Annotated in this window: 13 protein-coding genes and 1 pseudogene; 11 read left to right on the top strand and 3 right to left on the bottom strand. The window is 73.8% G+C overall.

All coding sequences use genetic code 11. The annotated features are described in order from the left end of the window. Window positions 1-57 precede the first annotated feature (57 nt). The 7 genes from PV721_RS12165 (at window position 58) to PV721_RS12195 (ending at window position 9,497) form a co-directional block, all read left to right on the top strand. Window positions 58-918, top strand: a complete 861-nt coding sequence (locus tag PV721_RS12165) for an RNA methyltransferase (protein WP_319723235.1) — start codon at window positions 58-60, stop codon at window positions 916-918. 55 nt (window positions 919-973) lie between these two features. After that, entirely contained in the window at window positions 974-2,233 is a 1,260-nt protein-coding gene (locus tag PV721_RS12170) for a sensor histidine kinase (protein WP_319723237.1), read from the top strand. A 151-nt stretch (window positions 2,234-2,384) separates the two neighbouring features. Beyond that, window positions 2,385-3,512, top strand: coding sequence for a phenylalanine--tRNA ligase subunit alpha (pheS, locus tag PV721_RS12175; protein WP_030706150.1), 1,128 nt, complete (start codon window positions 2,385-2,387; stop codon window positions 3,510-3,512). Next, window positions 3,512-6,040, top strand: coding sequence for a phenylalanine--tRNA ligase subunit beta (gene pheT, locus PV721_RS12180; RefSeq protein ID WP_319723239.1), 2,529 nt, complete (start codon window positions 3,512-3,514; stop codon window positions 6,038-6,040). The genes pheS and pheT overlap by 1 nt, the downstream gene beginning before the upstream one ends. Before the next feature lie 138 nt (window positions 6,041-6,178). Then, a complete protein-coding gene (locus tag PV721_RS12185; protein WP_319723240.1) occupies window positions 6,179-7,258 on the top strand; it encodes a PP2C family protein-serine/threonine phosphatase in 1,080 nt (359 codons plus the stop codon). Window positions 7,259-7,566: 308 nt separating this feature from the next. Then, a complete protein-coding gene (locus PV721_RS12190; RefSeq protein ID WP_319723241.1) occupies window positions 7,567-8,907 on the top strand; it encodes a transcriptional regulator in 1,341 nt (446 codons plus the stop codon). 62 nt (window positions 8,908-8,969) lie between these two features. After that, complete coding sequence (locus tag PV721_RS12195) at window positions 8,970-9,497, top strand: NUDIX hydrolase (RefSeq protein WP_416371080.1); 528 nt, start codon at window positions 8,970-8,972, stop codon at window positions 9,495-9,497. A 100-nt stretch (window positions 9,498-9,597) separates the two neighbouring features. Here the strand turns inward: PV721_RS12195 and PV721_RS12200 are convergent, their stop codons facing one another. Next, on the bottom strand, window positions 9,598-10,470 hold the full coding sequence (locus PV721_RS12200) for a 3-hydroxybutyryl-CoA dehydrogenase (RefSeq protein ID WP_319723243.1): 873 nt from the start codon (window positions 10,468-10,470) through the stop codon (window positions 9,598-9,600). A 159-nt stretch (window positions 10,471-10,629) separates the two neighbouring features. On the opposite strand from PV721_RS12200, the gene PV721_RS12205 reads away from it, so the two are divergent. Further along, window positions 10,630-11,877 (top strand): glycoside hydrolase family 10 protein, encoded by a 1,248-nt coding sequence (locus tag PV721_RS12205; RefSeq protein WP_319723245.1) that lies wholly within the window; start codon window positions 10,630-10,632, stop codon window positions 11,875-11,877. A 1-nt stretch (window position 11,878) separates the two neighbouring features. Here PV721_RS12205 and PV721_RS12210 read toward each other — a convergent pair whose 3' ends face one another. Both PV721_RS12210 and PV721_RS12215 read right to left on the bottom strand, forming a co-directional pair. Beyond that, window positions 11,879-12,076, bottom strand: a complete 198-nt coding sequence (locus PV721_RS12210; RefSeq protein ID WP_319723247.1) for a DUF1918 domain-containing protein — start codon at window positions 12,074-12,076, stop codon at window positions 11,879-11,881. A 56-nt stretch (window positions 12,077-12,132) separates the two neighbouring features. Beyond that, window positions 12,133-13,038, bottom strand: a complete 906-nt coding sequence (locus tag PV721_RS12215; protein WP_319723248.1) for a DMT family transporter — start codon at window positions 13,036-13,038, stop codon at window positions 12,133-12,135. On the opposite strand from PV721_RS12215, the gene PV721_RS12220 reads away from it, so the two are divergent. From PV721_RS12220 to PV721_RS12230, 3 genes and pseudogenes are all read left to right on the top strand, one after another. Further along, a complete protein-coding gene (locus tag PV721_RS12220; protein WP_319723249.1) occupies window positions 13,037-14,506 on the top strand; it encodes a PLP-dependent aminotransferase family protein in 1,470 nt (489 codons plus the stop codon). The genes PV721_RS12215 and PV721_RS12220 overlap by 2 nt on opposite strands. Window positions 14,507-14,537: 31 nt before the next feature. Further along, window positions 14,538-15,113, top strand: a complete 576-nt coding sequence (locus PV721_RS12225; protein ID WP_319723251.1) for a histidine phosphatase family protein — start codon at window positions 14,538-14,540, stop codon at window positions 15,111-15,113. A gap of 42 nt (window positions 15,114-15,155) precedes the next feature. Then, a pseudogene (locus tag PV721_RS12230) lies at window positions 15,156-15,940 on the top strand (N-acetyltransferase). Window positions 15,941-15,951: the final 11 nt, after the last annotated feature.

Raw genomic sequence — 15,951 nt, forward strand, 5'->3', positions numbered from 1 at the left:
CCCCCGCTTCCCCGCGCCCCGTGCGCATCGGAACCCCGAGAGAGAACCGCTGAGACCATGGGTACCCCCGCCGAGCTGATCTCCCCCCGATCCCCGCGGGTGGCCGCCGCCAGGCGACTGGCGCGGCGCAACTTCCGCACCAAGGAGCGCCGGTTCATCGCCGAGGGCCCGCAGGCGGTCCGCGAGGCCGTCGAGCACCGCGGTCCCACCGGAGCGTCGACCCTGATCGAGCTGTTCGCCACCGTCGAGGCGGCCGAGCGCTACACCGAGATCATCGACGCCGCCCTCGACGCGGGTGCCCGCGTGCACTACGCCTCCGACGAGGTGCTCGCCGAGGTCTCGCAGACCGTCACCCCGCAGGGCCTCGTCGGCGTCTGCCACTTCCTGGACTCCCCGTTCGAGGAGATCCTCGCGTCCGGGCCCAAGCTCGTCGCCGTCCTCGCGCACGTCCGCGACCCCGGCAACGCCGGTACGGTGCTGCGCTGCGCCGACGCCGCCGGCGCCGACGCGGTGGTGCTGACCGACGCCTCCGTGGACCTCTACAACCCCAAGTCCGTACGGGCTTCCGTGGGCTCCCTCTTCCACCTCCCGGTCGCGGTCGGCGTCCCGGTGGAGCAGGCCGTCGAAGGACTGCGGGCGGCCGGCGTACGGATCCTCGCGGCCGACGGCGCGGGCGAGGACGACCTCGACGCCGAGCTGGACGCGGGCACCATGGGCGGGCCCTCCGCCTGGGTCTTCGGCAACGAGGCCTGGGGCCTGCCGGAGGAGACCAGGGCCCTGGCGGACGCCGTGGTGCGGGTCCCGATCCACGGGAAGGCGGAGAGCCTGAACCTGGCGACGGCCGCCGCCGTGTGTCTCTACGCGTCCGCGCGTGCACAGCGGGCGCCCGGAGGGTGCCGCTCCGTGACCCCCAGCTAGTAATGTGGCGGCCCGGGGGCCCACTGCGCTACTCGGAGATGTGGGGTACGGGGACATGACCGTCGGTACGAACAGCTCACCGGGGGCCGGCACGACGGCCGGTACGCCGGTGCCGGCCGGACCCGGCCCCGCCCAGGTCCCGCCGCAGGTCGACGGTCTGGCCGGCGTCCCGCCGCAGGCCCCGGCCGGCGCCCGTGCGGGCGGGCCTGCGGACTCCGTCCCCGGCGCCCGCGCCGATGCCGTACCCCCGGGGTCCGCCCCCGGTGAGGGGCTCGGCTTCGGGATCGACCCCGACAGCCTCCCCGACGGCCTCGTCGTCGCCGACCACACCGGGCGCGTCATCTGCTTCAACCGGGCCGCCGCCCGGATGACCGCCACCGACCCCGCCCGGGCCCTCGGTGCGCGCATCGACCGGGCCCTCCCGCTGGAGGACCTCGAAGGCCGCCGCTGGTGGGCGCTGACCGATCCGTACGGGGGCCTCGCCACCCGCCGCGGACAGCCCGAGCGGAACCTGCTGCTCCCCGGCGGCCGCGAGGTGCTGGTCTCCGCCAGCTACGTCCGCACCCACCCCACGGGCCCGCTGCGCCGCCTCGTGGTCACCCTGCGGGGCACCGAGGCGCGCCGCCGCACCGAGCGCAGCCACGCCGAGCTGATCGCCACCGTCGCCCACGAGCTGCGCTCTCCCCTGACCTCGGTCAAGGGGTTCACCGCCACCCTGCTCGCGAAGTGGGAGCGGTTCACCGACGACCAGAAGCGGCTGATGCTCGAGACCGTCGACGCCGACGCCAACCGCGTCACCCGCCTCATCGCCGAACTCCTCGACATCTCCCGCATCGACTCCGGCCGCCTGGAGGTGCGCCGCCAGCCCGTCGACATCGCCACCGCCGTCGGCCGCCACGTACAGGCGCTCACGGCGAACGGCCAGGCCCCCGAGCGGTTCCTCGTGAGCGTGAGCCGTCCGCTCCCCGATCTGTGGGCCGATCCGGACAAGATCGACCAGATCCTCGGCAACCTCCTCGAAAATGCGGTGCGCCACGGAGAGGGAACGGTCACCATCGGGGTATCGCCGCATGAGAAGGGAACCGCCGTCACCGTGTCCGACGAAGGCCCCGGGATCCCCGAGGAGTCGATGGGCCGCGTCTTCACCCGCTTCTGGCGGGGGAGCAAGCGCGGCGGCACCGGCCTGGGCCTCTACATCGTCAAGGGCATCGTGGAGGCCCACGGCGGCACCATCACGGTCGGCCGCGGCCCCGGCGGCGGCGCCGAGTTCCGATTTATCCTGCCCGTGAGCGCCCCGGCGTACCTCACGCAGTAGCCCTGCTGAGCATCTCGCCAGACGGCCCACGGGCTCCTTCACCTCCAGCGACCTTTAGACTCGTCCTTTGGCACCTTTGTGTCTCTGCTTCGATCGGTCTGATCGTGTCGTACGGGGACCCACCAGCCAGCCATCGGAAGTACGGGAAGAGATGTCGGCACCGAACAAGTCGTACGACCCTGTCGAGGTCGAGGCACTGAAACCGGAAGAGATCGAGCGCATGCGGGACGAGGCGCTCGCCGCCTTCGCGTCCGCCGGCGACCTCGACGCGTTGCGTGAGGCGAAGACCGCGCACATGGGCGACCGCTCGCCCCTGGCGCTCGCCAACCGCGAGATCGGCGCGCTGCCCCCGCAGGCCAAGGCCGAGGCGGGCAAGCGCGTGGGCCAGGCCCGCGGCGCCGTGAACAAGGCCTTCGGGGCCCGCACGGTCGAGCTCGAGGCCGAGCGCGACGAGCGGGTGCTGGTCGAGGAGGCCGTGGACGTCACGCTGCCCTACGACCGCGTCCCCGCCGGCGCCCGGCACCCCCTGACCACGCTGATGGACCGCATCGCGGACATCTTCGTGGCCATGGGGTACGAGGTCGCCGAGGGGCCCGAGGTCGAGGCGGAGTGGTTCAACTTCGACGCCCTCAACTTCACGCCCGACCACCCGGCGCGCCAGATGCAGGACACCTTCTTCGTCCGGGGCCCCGAGGGCACCGAGGGCGACGAGTCCGGTGTCGTCCTGCGCACCCACACCTCCCCGGTGCAGGCGCGCTCGCTGCTGGAGCGCAAGCCCCCCGTCTACATCGTCTGCCCGGGCCGGGTGTACCGCACCGACGAGCTCGACGCGACGCACACCCCGGTCTTCCACCAGGTCGAGCTGCTCGCCGTGGACGAGGGCCTGACCATGGCGGACCTCAAGGGCACCATGGACCACATGGTCCAGGAGCTGTTCGGCGAGGGCACCACCACGCGTCTGCGCCCGCACTTCTTCCCCTTCACCGAGCCGTCCGCCGAGATGGACATGCAGTGCTACGTGTGCCGCGGCGAGTCGGTGGGCAACCCCGACCGCCCGTGCCGTACCTGCTCCAGCGAGGGCTGGATCGAGCTGGGCGGCTGCGGCATGGTCAACCCCAAGGTGCTCGTCGCCTGCGGCGTGGACCCGGAGAAGTACAGCGGGTTCGCCTTCGGGTTCGGCATCGAGCGGATGCTGATGTTCCGTCACAACGTTGAAGACATGCGAGACATGGTCGAGGGTGACGTTCGCTTCACCCGGCCGTTCGGGAGTGAGATCTGATGCGCGTCCCGCTTTCCTGGCTGCGGGAGTACGTCGACCTGCCCGCGGGCGAGACCGGTCGTGACGTGGCCGCCAAGCTGGTCGACGCCGGCCTCGAGGTCGAGACCGTCGAGCAGCTCGGCGGCGGGCTCAAGGGCCCGCTCGTCGTCGGCCAGGTGCTGACCATCGAGGAGCTCGAGGGCTTCCGCAAGCCGATCCGCTTCTGCACGGTCGACGTCGGCCGGGCCAACGGCACCGGTGAACCGCAGGAGATCGTCTGCGGCGCCCGGAACTTCTCCGTCGGCGACAAGGTCGTTGTGGTCCTGCCCGGCGCGGTGCTCCCCGGCGACTTCGCGATCGCCTCGCGCAAGACGTACGGCCGCACCTCGCACGGCATGATCTGCTCCGGCGACGAGCTGGGCATGGGCGACGACGGCACGCACGGCATCATCGTGCTGCCGCACGAGCACGAGGTCGGCACCGACGCGATCGAGCTGCTCCAGCTCGTCGACGAGGTCCTCGACATCGACATCACCCCGGACCGCGGCTACTGCATGTCCATGCGCGGTGTCGCCCGCGAGGCGGCCACCGCCTACGGCCTGCCGCTGCGCGACCCGGCGCTGCTCGACGTGCCTCAGCCGAACTCGTACGGCTACCCGGTCGAGATCGACGACCCGGCCGGCTGCGACCGCTTCACCGCCCGCACGGTGACCGGCCTCGACCCCGACGCGCGCTCCCCGATCTGGCTGACCCGCCGCCTGCAGAAGGCGGGCATGCGTCCGATCTCGCTCGCCGTCGACATCACCAACTACGTGATGCTCGAGCTCGGCCAGCCGCTGCACGCCTACGACCGCTCCAGCATCGAAGGCGCCATCGGCGTCCGCCGTGCCGAGCAGGGCGAGAAGTTCACCACCCTCGACGGGGTCAAGCGCACGCTCGACGCCGAGGACCTGGTGATCACCGACAACAGCGGCCCGATCGGGCTCGCCGGTGTCATGGGCGGCGCCCACACCGAGATCGCCGACTCCGTCACCGACCCCGAGACCGGCCAGGTCACGGGGACCACGGACGTCGTCATCGAGGCCGCGCACTTCGACTCCGTGTCGATCTCGCGCACCGCCCGCCGCATGAAGCTCTCCTCCGAGGCCTCCAAGCGCTTCGAGCGGGGCGTCGACCCGCAGGCCGCCGCCGCGGCCGCGCAGCGGACCGTCGACCTGCTCGTGCTCCTCGCGGGTGGCACCGCCGAGGCGGGCGTCACCGAGGTCCTCGCCCCGGGCGCGCCGCGCACCATCGCCATGCCCGCGGACCATCCGGACCGGGTGGCGGGCATGGAGTACGGCCGCGAGACCGTCGTGCGCCGCCTCCAGGAGATCGGCTGCGACGTCTACGGCCAGGACGAGCTCGTCGTCACCGTCCCCTCCTGGCGGCCCGACCTCGCCGCGCCCAACGACCTCGCCGAAGAGGTCATCCGGCTGGAGGGCTACGGGAACCTCCCGTCGACCCTCCCGCAGGTGCCCTCCGGCCGCGGTCTGACCGCCCGGCAGCAGCTGCACCGCCGGGTCGGCCGCGCGCTGGCCGGCGCGGGCTACGTCGAGGCGCTGAGCTACCCCTTCATCGGCGAGGGCGTCTTCGACCAGCTCCAGCTCCCGGCGCACGACGCCACCCGCCAGGTGGTCAAGCTCGTCAACCCGATCTCCGACGAGGAGCCGGCGCTGCGCACCACGCTGCTGCCGGGTCTGCTCGGCGCACTGCGCCGCAACGACAGCCGGGGCAGCCACGACCTCGCGCTCTTCGAGACCGGTTCGGTCTTCCGGGCCGCGGCCCAGCCGGGCGTCGCCGTCCGGCTGCCCGTGGACCGGCGTCCCACCGACGAGGAGATCGCCACCCTGAACGCGGCCCTGCCCGCGCAGCCGCGCTACGCCGCGGTCGTGCTGGCCGGTGCGCGCGAGCAGGCCGGCTGGTGGGGCAAGGGCCGCCCGGCCGGCTGGGCTGACGCGGTCCAGGCCGCCCGCTCGCTGGCCGTCGAGGCCGGCGCGGAGCTCGTCGTCCGCCAGGGCCAGTACGGCCCCTGGCACCCGGGCCGCTGCGCCGAGCTCGTCGTCACCATCGACGGCGTCGAGCAGGTCATCGGCCACGCCGGCGAGCTGCACCCGCGCGTGGTCAAGGCGATGGGCCTGCCGGCCCGCACCAGCGCCATGGAGCTCGACCTGGACCGTCTCGCGACGGCCGGCGGCGAGGCCCTGCAGGCGCCCCGGATCTCCACCTTCCCGGTGGCGACCCAGGACGTCGCGCTGATCGTGGACGCGTCGGTTCCGGCGTCCTCGGTGGAGGCCGCCCTGCGCAAGGGCGCGGGCGAACTCCTCGAGTCGCTGCGGCTGTTCGACGTGTTCACCGGTGAGCAGGTCGGCGAGGGCAAGAAGTCCCTCGCGTACGCGCTGCGCTTCCGCGCGGCCGACCGGACGCTGACCGCCGAGGAGTCCACGGCCGCGCGCGACGCGGCGGTGGCGCTGGCGGGCGAGCGGACCGGGGCGGTGCTCCGGGGCGCGTAGCCGCACCGCGTAAGGCCAGTTGAGGGCGCATCCGGACCACCGGATGCGCCCTCACTCGTTCGGGTGAGAAGCGCGGAGGCCGTGTCCGGGGGCACCGGTCGGTCGACACAATCGATCCGGCCGGAGGGGAGCCTACGGATGATCTCGCGCGGGGAGATGCCCCAGCTGCGCCGGGTGTGCGTCGTCGCCTGGGGCGGCGCCGCGGTGTCCTGGGAGCTGGCCACCCCGGGGCGACTGGTGCCGAGCCTGGCCACGTGTGCGGCCTTCCTGCTGCTGGCCACCGGGTGCGCCCTGCACATCCGCCGCGGGCTGCTGGGCGAACTGCGCCGCTCGCAGGAGATCGCGGGCGCCGCGCAGCGGGCGCTGCTGCGGCCGCTGCCGGGGCGGATCGACGGCCTGACGCTGGCCGCGGCGCAGCTCTCGGCGAGCCGGGGCGCGGCGGTGGGCGGGGACCTGTACGAGGCCGTGCCGACGGGGTACGGCGTGCGGGTGGTCATCGGGGACGTACGGGGACACGGGCTGCCGGCGCTGGGTGCGGCGGCGGCCGTGCTGGGGGCCTTCCGCGAAGCGGCGTACGACGAGGTGTCGCTGAGCGGTGTCCTGCGGCGGATGGAGCGGGCGCTCGGCCGGCATCTGCGCGACCGGGCGCGTGCGGAGCATCCGGCCGCCTGCACCGGCGAGCCGGAGTCGCCCTCGGCGGAGGAGTTCGTAACGGTGCTGCTCCTCGAGATCGCCCCGGACGGCGCCCTGCTGGCCCTGAACTGCGGCCACCCCTGGCCGTACCGCATCCGCACGGCCCCCGTTCCGGAGCATTGCGCTGCGCGCAACCGGGGCTCCGCCGCGGACCCCGCGCCTCGATCGCCGACGGGGCTGGATCTTCCGCGGGGTGGGGGCGGCTCCGCGCAGCGGCTCACCGACGTGCAGGCTCTGGCCGGCGAGACCCTGCCACCGCTCGGGGTGGTGCCCGTACCGGTGGAAACGCAGCCGCACGCCGTGGGGGAACTGCGGCCCGGGGACACCCTCTTCCTGCACACCGACGGTGCCGAGGACGCCCGGGACGGCGCCGGCGCGTTCTTCCCCCTGCGGAGCGTCCTCGCAGAGGCACCGCTCACGCCCGCGCGGCTGGTCGCGGGCGTGCACGCGGCCCTGCTCCGGCACACCGGCGGGCGACTCGCCGACGACGTCGCCCTGCTGGTGCTCCGCAACGACCGGTCCTGACCGGCCGGGTGCCGGGGGGCGGGCTCCGCCGGGCCCGGCGACCAACCGGGCGCCGGCGGAGCCGGAACACGCCGCCCGCCTGCCGTGGAGTGTCGGGCAGACAGCAGGACGGGCGGCGCGGTGCGGGTCGTCGCACTGTACGAGGGGGAGCCGACGACCCGAGCCGCCTCTTGGCGAGGCCCTTAAGTGAAGCGCCCACGGAGGCCCGTGCGGCAGAGTGCGCATCGCATTTATGCGCGTACGCGGTTCACACCCCGTGTGAACCGCGCACCCACTAGCCTGAGACCGACGAGCCCTTGGAGCGGCCCATGCAGCCCAATGTCCTGCTCGACGCCCTCCTCGCCGAGGCGGGCATGTCCCATGCCGGACTCGCCGCCTACGTGAACCAGGCAGGCCGCACGCGCGGACTCGCCCTGCGTTACGAACACACCGCCGTGGCCCGGTGGCTGAAGGGCCAGCGGCCCCGGGGCCAGGTCCCCGACCTGATCTGCGAGGTGCTCGGCGGCCGGCTGCGGCGTCCCGTCGGGCTGGACGACATCGGGCTCGGGGCGGCCGACCGGCCCGTCTCCCTGCACGCCTGCCCGCTCAGCGGGTTCGTGGACCGGGCCGCAGCCCTGTGGCGTTCCGACGGCCAGGCCCGGCCCCAACTGCTCGCCGCCGAGGCGGTCACGGGGACGCCCGCCGTCATCCCCGTCTGGGAATGGGAGAATCCGCCCGAGGACGCGGACGTCTCCCGTGAGGGGCCGAACCGGATCGGTCCCGAGCACATCGAGATCCTGAAGGCCGCCCGCGCGCACTACGAGCTGATGTACCGCCGGGCCGGCGGAGTGGCCACCCGGGACCGGATCGTCCGCTTCCTCGGCAGTGAGACGGCGCCCATGCTGCGCGGCAGTTACTCCGACGGCCTCGGCCGCCAGCTGCACCGGGCCACCGGGTCCCTCGTGGCGGTGGCGGGCATCTGCGCGTACGACTCGGACGCCCACGGGCTCGCCCAGCGCTACTTCCACCAGGCGCTGCGCCTGGCCAAGGCGTCCGGGGACCGGGGGCTCGGCGCGTACGTGATCGCGCTGATCGTCAACCAGTCCCTGCACCTGCGCGAATACCGCCAGGCCGTCGCCTTCGCCGAGGCCGCGCTGCGCGCCGCCGGCCCGCACACCACCCCGGCGCTGGCCGCCGACCTGTACGCGATGCAGGCCAAGGCGTACGCCCAACTCGGTGACACCCAGGCCGCGCTGGCCTGCATCCGCAAGGCCGAGGCGGCCGCCGAGCGCATCCACCCGGGCACCGAACCCGACGAGACCGGCTACGTGCAGCCCGGGCTCGTCAACGTCCAGGTCGCCGAGGCGCTGCTCAGTCTGGGGGATCTGGAGGCAGCCCGGATCCAGGCGGCCGCCGCCGTCGACACCCCGGCCCACGACCGCGGCCGGGTGCACCGGCTGGCGATGCTGTGCGAGATCCAGCTGCGCCAGGGCGAGGTGGACCGGGCCGCGGCGTCCGCGGCGGAAATGGCCGAGCGCGCCAGGGGGATGGAGTCGCTGAGGCTGCGCGACCGGCTGCGGACGGTCCGCGAACAGCTGTTGACCAGCGGTTGTTCGGACGCGGCACAGACCGCAGAGCTCATCGACGGGGCGCTGCGCGTTCCGCTGTGACGGGTCAGCTGCTGCCATGTTTGCCACCTACTCGAACGGAAGGTGGCACAGCCGTGCAGTGGATGAACCTGAGTGAGCAGACTGTGTACAAGAACCGCTGGTTCGACGTGAATCTCGCCGATGTGGAACTCCCCGACGGCCGGCACCTGGACCACTTCGTGATCCGGCTGCGCCCGGTCGCCGTGGCCACGGCCGTCAACGAGGCCAACGAGGTGCTGCTGCTCTGGCGGCACCGCTTCATCACCGACAGCTGGGGCTGGGAACTGCCCGCCGGGGTGGTCGAGGACGGCGAGGACATCGCGGTCGCGGCCGCGCGGGAGATGGAGGAGGAGTCGGGCTGGCGGCCCGGCCCGCTCCACCACCTGATGACCGTCGAGCCGTCCAACGGGCTGACCGACGCCCGCCACCACCTGTACTGGGCGGACGGGGCCACCTACATCGGCCACCCCGAGGACGATTTCGAGTCCTCGCGCCGGGAATGGGTCCCGCTCAAACTCGTGCCGGACATGATCGCGCGCGGGGAGGTCCCGGCCGCCAACATGGCGGCCGGGCTGCTCCTGCTGCACCACCTGCGGCTCGGCCAGCCCTAGGGGACCATCCGCAGGGAGGGCCGTACGGGACCGGCCGTACGGGACCGGCCGTACAGGGTCGGCCGTACGGGACCGGCCGTACAGGGTCGGCCGTACGGGATCAGCTGTACGGGTAGAAGCCCGCGCCCGTCTTGCGGCCCAGGCGGCCCGCGTCGACCATCCGCTGGAGCAGCGGGGGAGCGGCGTACAGCGGCTCCTTGTACTCCGCGTACATGGAGTCGGCGATCGAGGCGATGGTGTCCAGGCCGATCAGGTCGGACAGCTTGAGCGGGCCCATCGGGTGGGCGCAGCCCAGCTCCATGCCGTTGTCGATGTCCTCGCGGCTCGCGATGCCGGACTCGAACATCCGGATCGCGGAGAGCAGGTACGGGACGAGGAGCGCGTTGACGACGAAGCCGGAGCGGTCCTGGGCGCGGACCGCGTGCTTGCCCAGCACGTTCCGCACCAGGGCCTCGGCCCGCTTGACCGTCTCCTCGCCCGTGGTCAGCGCGGGGATCAGCTCGACGAGCTTCTGCACCGGGGCCGGGTTGAAGAAGTGGATGCCGATGACCTGGTCGGGCCGCGAGGTCGCGACGGCCAGCTTGACCAGCGGGATCGAGGACGTGTTGGAGGCCAGGATCGCGTCCGGGCGGGTGATCACCTGGTCGAGGACCTGGAAGATCTCCGTTTTGACCTGCTCGTTCTCGACGACCGCCTCGATGACGAGGTCACGGTCGGCGAACTCGCCGAGGTCGGTGGTGAAGGTGAGGCGGGCGAGGGTGGCGTCGCGCTCCTCCTCCGTGATCTTGCCGCGTTCGGCGGCCTTGGTCAGGGAGTTGTGAAGCCGGGTCCGGCCGATCTCCAGGGCTTCGCCGGTGGTCTCGGCGACCTTGACCTCAAGGCCACTGCGGGCGCACACCTCGGCGATACCCGCGCCCATCTGGCCACAGCCCACTACGCCGACTCGTGTGATGTCGGAAGGGAGGTCAGTCACTTCGTGCCTTTCGCAGCTCTCCGTCGGCGGGTCCCCCGTACGATTCCGGCGCCCGCCACGCCCCCCGACGTTACTCCCGACCTTGCGCCGGCCGGCGGGCCGGGGCGGGCATGCTGAGCGGACATCATGCAATGTCACTCAGCGAAACGGAGACGTCACATGGCGTACATCGGCCGACGGGCGCTACTGGCCGGAGCCGCGGGGGTGATCGCGGCCGCCACGTCCGGGCCGGCCGCCGCGGCGGCGCGGCGGACCTCCTCCGGGCCTTCCCCACGGGCAGCCGCCGCCGACTTCAGGGGGATGTGGATCGCCTCCGTGTCCAACGTGGACTGGCCCTCCGCGAGCGGGCTCTCCGCCGGGCGGCAGCGCACGGAACTGCTCCGACTCCTCGACGCGGCGGTCGCGCGACGGCTCAATGCAGTGATCCTCCAGGTCAGGCCGGCGGCCGACGCGTTCTGGCCCTCGAAGCTGGAGCCCTGGTCGCAGTGGCTGACCGGGGAGCAGGGGGTCGATCCCGGCTGGGACCCCCTGGGCACGGCCGTCGCGGAGGCGCACGCCCGCGGGCTGGAGCTGCACGCCTGGTTCAACCCGTACCGGGTGGCCAACCACACCGACCCCGACCGGCTGGCGGCCTCCCACCCGGCCCGTCGCAATCCGGACTGGACCGTGGAGTACGGCGGCAAGCTCTACTACAACCCCGGCCTGCCCGAGGTGCGGCGCTTCGTCCAGGACGCCATGTTCGACGCCATCACCCGCTACCCGGTGGACGCGGTGCACTGGGACGACTACTTCTACCCCTACCCGGCGGAGGGCGAGTACTTCGACGACGACGCGGCGTACGAGGAGCACGGGGGCGCCTTCGCCTCCCGCGCCGCCTGGCGCCGCCACAACACCGACACCCTGGTCCGGGAGATGTCCGCGCGGCTGCGGGCCCTGCGCCCGGCGGTCCGGTTCGGCATCAGCCCCTTCGCGGTCTGGCGCAACTCCGACCGCGACCCGCTCGGCTCGCCGACGCGGGCGGGCCTGGGAACGTACGACGACCTGTACGCGGACACCCGCAAGTGGGTCAGGGAGGGCTGGATCGACTACGTCGTGCCGCAGGCGTACTGGCACATCGGGCACCCGACCGCCGACTACGCCGACGTCGTCCCCTGGTGGGCGCGGACCGTCGCGGGCACGGGCGTGGACCTCTACGTGGGGGAGGCGCTGTACCGCTGCGACGCGGAGAGCACCATCACGGCCTGGCGCGACCCCGGGGAGCTGTCGAAGCACCTACGGCTCGCCGCCGGACACCCGGAAGTCCGCGGCCACGCCTACTTCTCGGCGAAGCAGGTGGCCGCGGACCCCAATGGAGCGATGGCCCGGGTGGTCGCCGACCACTACGGCTCGGCGGCGCCCCCGCGCTGATTCAGTGCTCGGGCTCCGACGGGTGGCGGACCGTGCAGTCGGGCCCGGGGGCCATCAGGGCCTCGTGCCCGTCCTGGAAGCGGACCCGGTACGGGGGGGTTCCGTTCTCGCCCAGCACCTGGGTGATCTCGCCCACCTTGTCGTGCTGTCCGACGATCCTGCCGTGCTGCACCAGCTGGTCGCCCTCGGTCGCGCGCATACTGACCTCCTCGGTGGCGGTCCGATCCGGTGCTAGCAGTTTAGGTCGTTCCGGGGCTATTTGACCCGTTGAGTCACCGCGATGCAGACGAGGACCGCGCAGGCAGCGGCCGGAGCGGCGGGGGTGAGGTGCTCGCCCAGCAGCGCCACCGACCAGACCAGGGTCAGCAGCGGCTGGGCGAGCTGGAGCTGGCTCGCGCGCGGCGCGCCGATCTCGGCCATGCCCCGGTACCAGACGTACAGGCCCAGGAAGGTGGAGCCGGCCGCCGCCCAGACCAGGCCGGCCAGCCCGTGCGCGCCGAGGTGCACCGGCTCGTACGCGAGCCCGAGCGCGGAGCCGGCCAGGCTGAGCGGCAGGCACAGGACCAGCGCCCAGCCGATCACCTGCCAGCCGGGCAGGGTCCGCGCGAGGCGCCCGCCCTCGGTGTACCCGGCCGCGCAGACCAGCAGGGCGCCGAAGAGGTAGGCGTCGCCGGCCGAGAGGGCGCCCCCGCTCTGCGCCAGCGTGAAGCCCAGCACGACGACGGCCCCGGCGACGGCCGCCGCCCAGAAGGCGCGCGAGGGGCGGGCGCCGGTCCGCAGGGCGGACAGCGCTGCCGTGGTGAGCGGCAGCAGGCCGACCACCACGGCGGCGTGCGAGGTGGTGGAGGTCGTCAGCGCGAGGGTGGTGAGCAGGGGGAAGCCGACGACCACCCCGGCGGCGACCACGGCGAGACCGGCCCAGTGCTCGCGGGCGGGCAGCGGGGCGCGGCGGGCCAGCAGGAAGGCTCCGGCGATGACGGCGGCGAGCACGCTGCGCAGGGCGACGAGGGACCACGGGCCGAAGCTCTCCAGACCCCAGGCGGTGGCGGGGAAGGTCAGCGAGAAGGCGAGGACGCCGAGCGAGGCGAGGGCGGTGCCCCGGCCCACCGGACTCTTGACCGCTATCGGCTTCGGGAGAGTAGCGCTATTCTGTGCTGTCATGTACGAGCGTAGCAGTGTGGTGGAACTGGCAGAATCTCTACGGTCCGAGCTGAACCGCTACTCGGTGGGTGGAAAGCTCCCGTCGAGCCGGGCCCTGGTCGAGCGCTACCGGGTCAGCCCCGTCACCGTCTCCAGGGCCCTGGCGCAGCTCGCCGCCGAGGGCCTCGTCGTCACCCGGCCCGGCGCCGGCGTCTTCCGGGCCTCCCCGCGCACGGCGCCCGCCGCGCCCGGGGACACCTCCTGGCAGGAGGTCGCCCTCAGCGCCGAGGCCCCCGGCGAGATCGTGCCGCGCTCGGTGGACGCCTCCGGGGTGCTGGCCTGTCTGGCCGCACCGCCGCCCGGGGTGATCGGGCTCAACAGCGGTTACCTGCACGCCTCCATCCAGCCCGAGCGGGCCATGGCCGCCGCGCTCGCACGGGCCGGGCGGCGCCCCGGGGCCTGGGACCGGCCGCCCATGGAGGGGCTGCCCGAGCTCCGCGACTGGTTCGCCCGCGAGATCGGCGGGGGCGTCGCGGCCGCCGACGTACTGGTCACCGCGGGCGGGCAGAGCGCGCTGACCACCGCCCTGCGGGCGCTGGCCCCGCCCGGGGCGCCGATCCTGGTGGAGTCCCCGACCTATCCCGGGCTGCTGGCCATCGCCCGCGCCTCCGGATGCCGGCCCGTCCCTGTCCCGGTGGACGCCGAGGGGGTGCGGCCGGAGCTGCTGGCCGCCGCCTTCGAAGCGACCGGTGCGCGGGTGTTCGTGTGCCAGCCGCTGTTCCAGAACCCGACGGGGGCGGTACTGGCTCCCGGGCGCCGGGCCGAGGTGCTGAGGATCGCGCGGGCAGCCGGGGCCTTCGTGGTGGAGGACGACTACGCCCGCGCCCTGGGCCACGACGACGCCGGTCCGATGCCCGCGACGCTGGCCGCCGAGGACCACGACGGGGTGGTCGTGCACGTCCGGTCCCTGACCAAGGCCACCTCGCCCAGCCTGCGGGTGGGCGCCCTCGCCGCCCGGGGCCCGGTGGTGGACCGGCTGCGGGCCATCCAGGTCGTGGACAGCTTCTTCGTTCCCCGGCCGCTCCAGGAAGCCGCCCTCGAACTGGTCGGCACGCCCGCCTGGCCGCGCCACCTGCGCACCGTGGCCGGCGAGCTCCGGCACCGGCGGGACGTGCTCGCCGGGGCCCTGCGGCGCGAGCTGCCCGGGCTGACGCTGCCGCACCTGCCCTCGGGCGGATACCAGTTGTGGGTCCGGATGGCCGACGGCGCCGACGACGCGGCCTTCGCGGCCGCGGCCCTGCGCGCCGGGGTGGCGGTGGCCCCCGGACGCCCGTACTTCTGCGCCGAACCGCCCGGCCCGTACGTCCGGCTGAGCTTCGCCGGGGTGTCGGGACCGGCGGAGCTGGTGGAGGCGGTCCAGCGGCTGAGGGCGGGCCTGGGCGGCCAGCCCTCTGCGGCCCCGCCGGCGGCCTCGTCCCGGAAAGCTTGACCCCCGGCCGTTCGCGGCTCACCATCACCGCATGCATGTTCGGGTTTCGCTGGTTGCCGCAGCCCGTAGTTCCTCGCTGCTCGCCGAGCGCTTCGACGACGACCGACCGCTGGACGGAGCGGGCTGGCGGTCCGTGGAGTGCGCCGCCCGGGACCTCGTGCCCCTGGGCTCGGCCGAGCTGCGCTACTGCTCTCCGACCCCGCGCAGCCGGGCCACGGGCGAGGCCCTCGGGTACGCGCCCCTCGCGCAGCCCGCGCTGCGCGAGTGCGACATGGGCCGCTGGCGGGGGATGACCCTGGCGGAGGTGACGGCCCGCGAGCCCGGCGCGGTGGACCTGTGGCTCGCCGATCCGCGGGCCGCCCCGCACGGAGGCGAGTCCCTGCTCGCCTTCATCTCCCGGATCGGCGGCTGGCTCGACACCCGCCCCGCCGACGACGGCGGCGAGATCGTGGCGGTGGCCGAGCCCTCGGTGGTCCGGGCGGCCCTGGTCTACGCGCTTCAGGCGCCCCCGCTGACCTACTGGCACGTGGACGTCCGGCCGCTGTCCACGCTCACCCTGACGGGCTGGTCGGGGCGCTGGTACCTGTCCCTGCAGGCCCCGGCGTAAACGCGTTCGAGACCTCGCGGGACAGTCGTCTAGTGTGCGGGGATGACCGCGTTGCTCATCACCACGCTCGCCGAGCGGCGCGAACTGGCGGACCGGCTCTGGGACATGAAGGACCCGTGGCCGCCGTTCGCCGCCCACGACGCCCTCGCCTGGCTGCTCTACCCGCGGATGACGACCGAGCTGGCGGACTACGTCCTGGTCGCCACGGACGGGGACGCGGTGGTCGCCCGGGGCTTCAGCGTGCCCTTCGCGCTCCACGTCGGCGGCCGGGACGGGCTGCTGCCGGCGCAGGGCTGGGACCGGGTCCTCATGTGGGCCTTCTCCGACCTGCGCCGCGGGGTGCGGCCCGACACGGTGAGCGCGATCGAGATCACCGTGGCGGCCGACCGGCAGGGCGAGGGTCTCTCCGCACTGATGCTGACCGCGATGCGGGACAACGCCAGGGCCCGGGGCTTCGACGAGGTGGTGGCCCCGGTCCGGCCCAGCGGAAAGCCGGCCGAGCCGGACACCTCGATCCACGAGTACGCGTACCGGACGCGCGAGGACGGCCTCCCGTACGACCCGTGGCTGCGCGTCCACGTCCGCGCGGGCGGGCTCGTCCACTCGGTGCGCCGCTGTCGATGACGATCACCGGCTCGCTCGCCCAGTGGCGCGAGTGGACCGGACTGCCCTTCGACGCCGCCGGCCCCGTGCGCGTACCGGGCGCCCTGACGCCGGTGCGCTGCGACCCGGAGCAGGGTTACGCGGTCTACGTGGAGCCGAACGTATGGGTCAGGCACCGTCTCGTCGACGGGACGGCCTCGCCGGCCGGCGGCGCGACCGGCTGACGGGAAGGCGG

This window comes from Streptomyces sp. MB09-01, from assembly GCF_033794505.1.
Lineage (GTDB): Bacteria > Actinomycetota > Actinomycetes > Streptomycetales > Streptomycetaceae > Streptomyces.

What these genes read in the sequence shown, in the direction of transcription:
- PV721_RS12195 (WP_416371080.1), top strand. Translation starts at nt 8,970, where the DNA reads ATGAACCTGAGTGAGCAGACTGTGTACAAGAACCGCTGGTTCGACGTG.
- PV721_RS12170 (WP_319723237.1), top strand. Translation starts at nt 974, where the DNA reads ATGACCGTCGGTACGAACAGCTCACCGGGGGCCGGCACGACGGCCGGT.
- PV721_RS12190 (WP_319723241.1), top strand. Translation starts at nt 7,567, where the DNA reads ATGCAGCCCAATGTCCTGCTCGACGCCCTCCTCGCCGAGGCGGGCATG.
- PV721_RS12210 (WP_319723247.1), bottom strand. Translation starts at nt 12,076, where the DNA reads ATGCGCGCGACCGAGGGCGACCAGCTGGTGCAGCACGGCAGGATCGTC.
- pheS (WP_030706150.1), top strand. Translation starts at nt 2,385, where the DNA reads ATGTCGGCACCGAACAAGTCGTACGACCCTGTCGAGGTCGAGGCACTG.
- PV721_RS12165 (WP_319723235.1), top strand. Translation starts at nt 58, where the DNA reads ATGGGTACCCCCGCCGAGCTGATCTCCCCCCGATCCCCGCGGGTGGCC.
- PV721_RS12220 (WP_319723249.1), top strand. Translation starts at nt 13,037, where the DNA reads ATGTACGAGCGTAGCAGTGTGGTGGAACTGGCAGAATCTCTACGGTCC.
- PV721_RS12205 (WP_319723245.1), top strand. Translation starts at nt 10,630, where the DNA reads ATGGCGTACATCGGCCGACGGGCGCTACTGGCCGGAGCCGCGGGGGTG.
- pheT (WP_319723239.1), top strand. Translation starts at nt 3,512, where the DNA reads ATGCGCGTCCCGCTTTCCTGGCTGCGGGAGTACGTCGACCTGCCCGCG.
- PV721_RS12185 (WP_319723240.1), top strand. Translation starts at nt 6,179, where the DNA reads ATGATCTCGCGCGGGGAGATGCCCCAGCTGCGCCGGGTGTGCGTCGTC.
- PV721_RS12225 (WP_319723251.1), top strand. Translation starts at nt 14,538, where the DNA reads ATGCATGTTCGGGTTTCGCTGGTTGCCGCAGCCCGTAGTTCCTCGCTG.
- PV721_RS12215 (WP_319723248.1), bottom strand. Translation starts at nt 13,038, where the DNA reads ATGACAGCACAGAATAGCGCTACTCTCCCGAAGCCGATAGCGGTCAAG.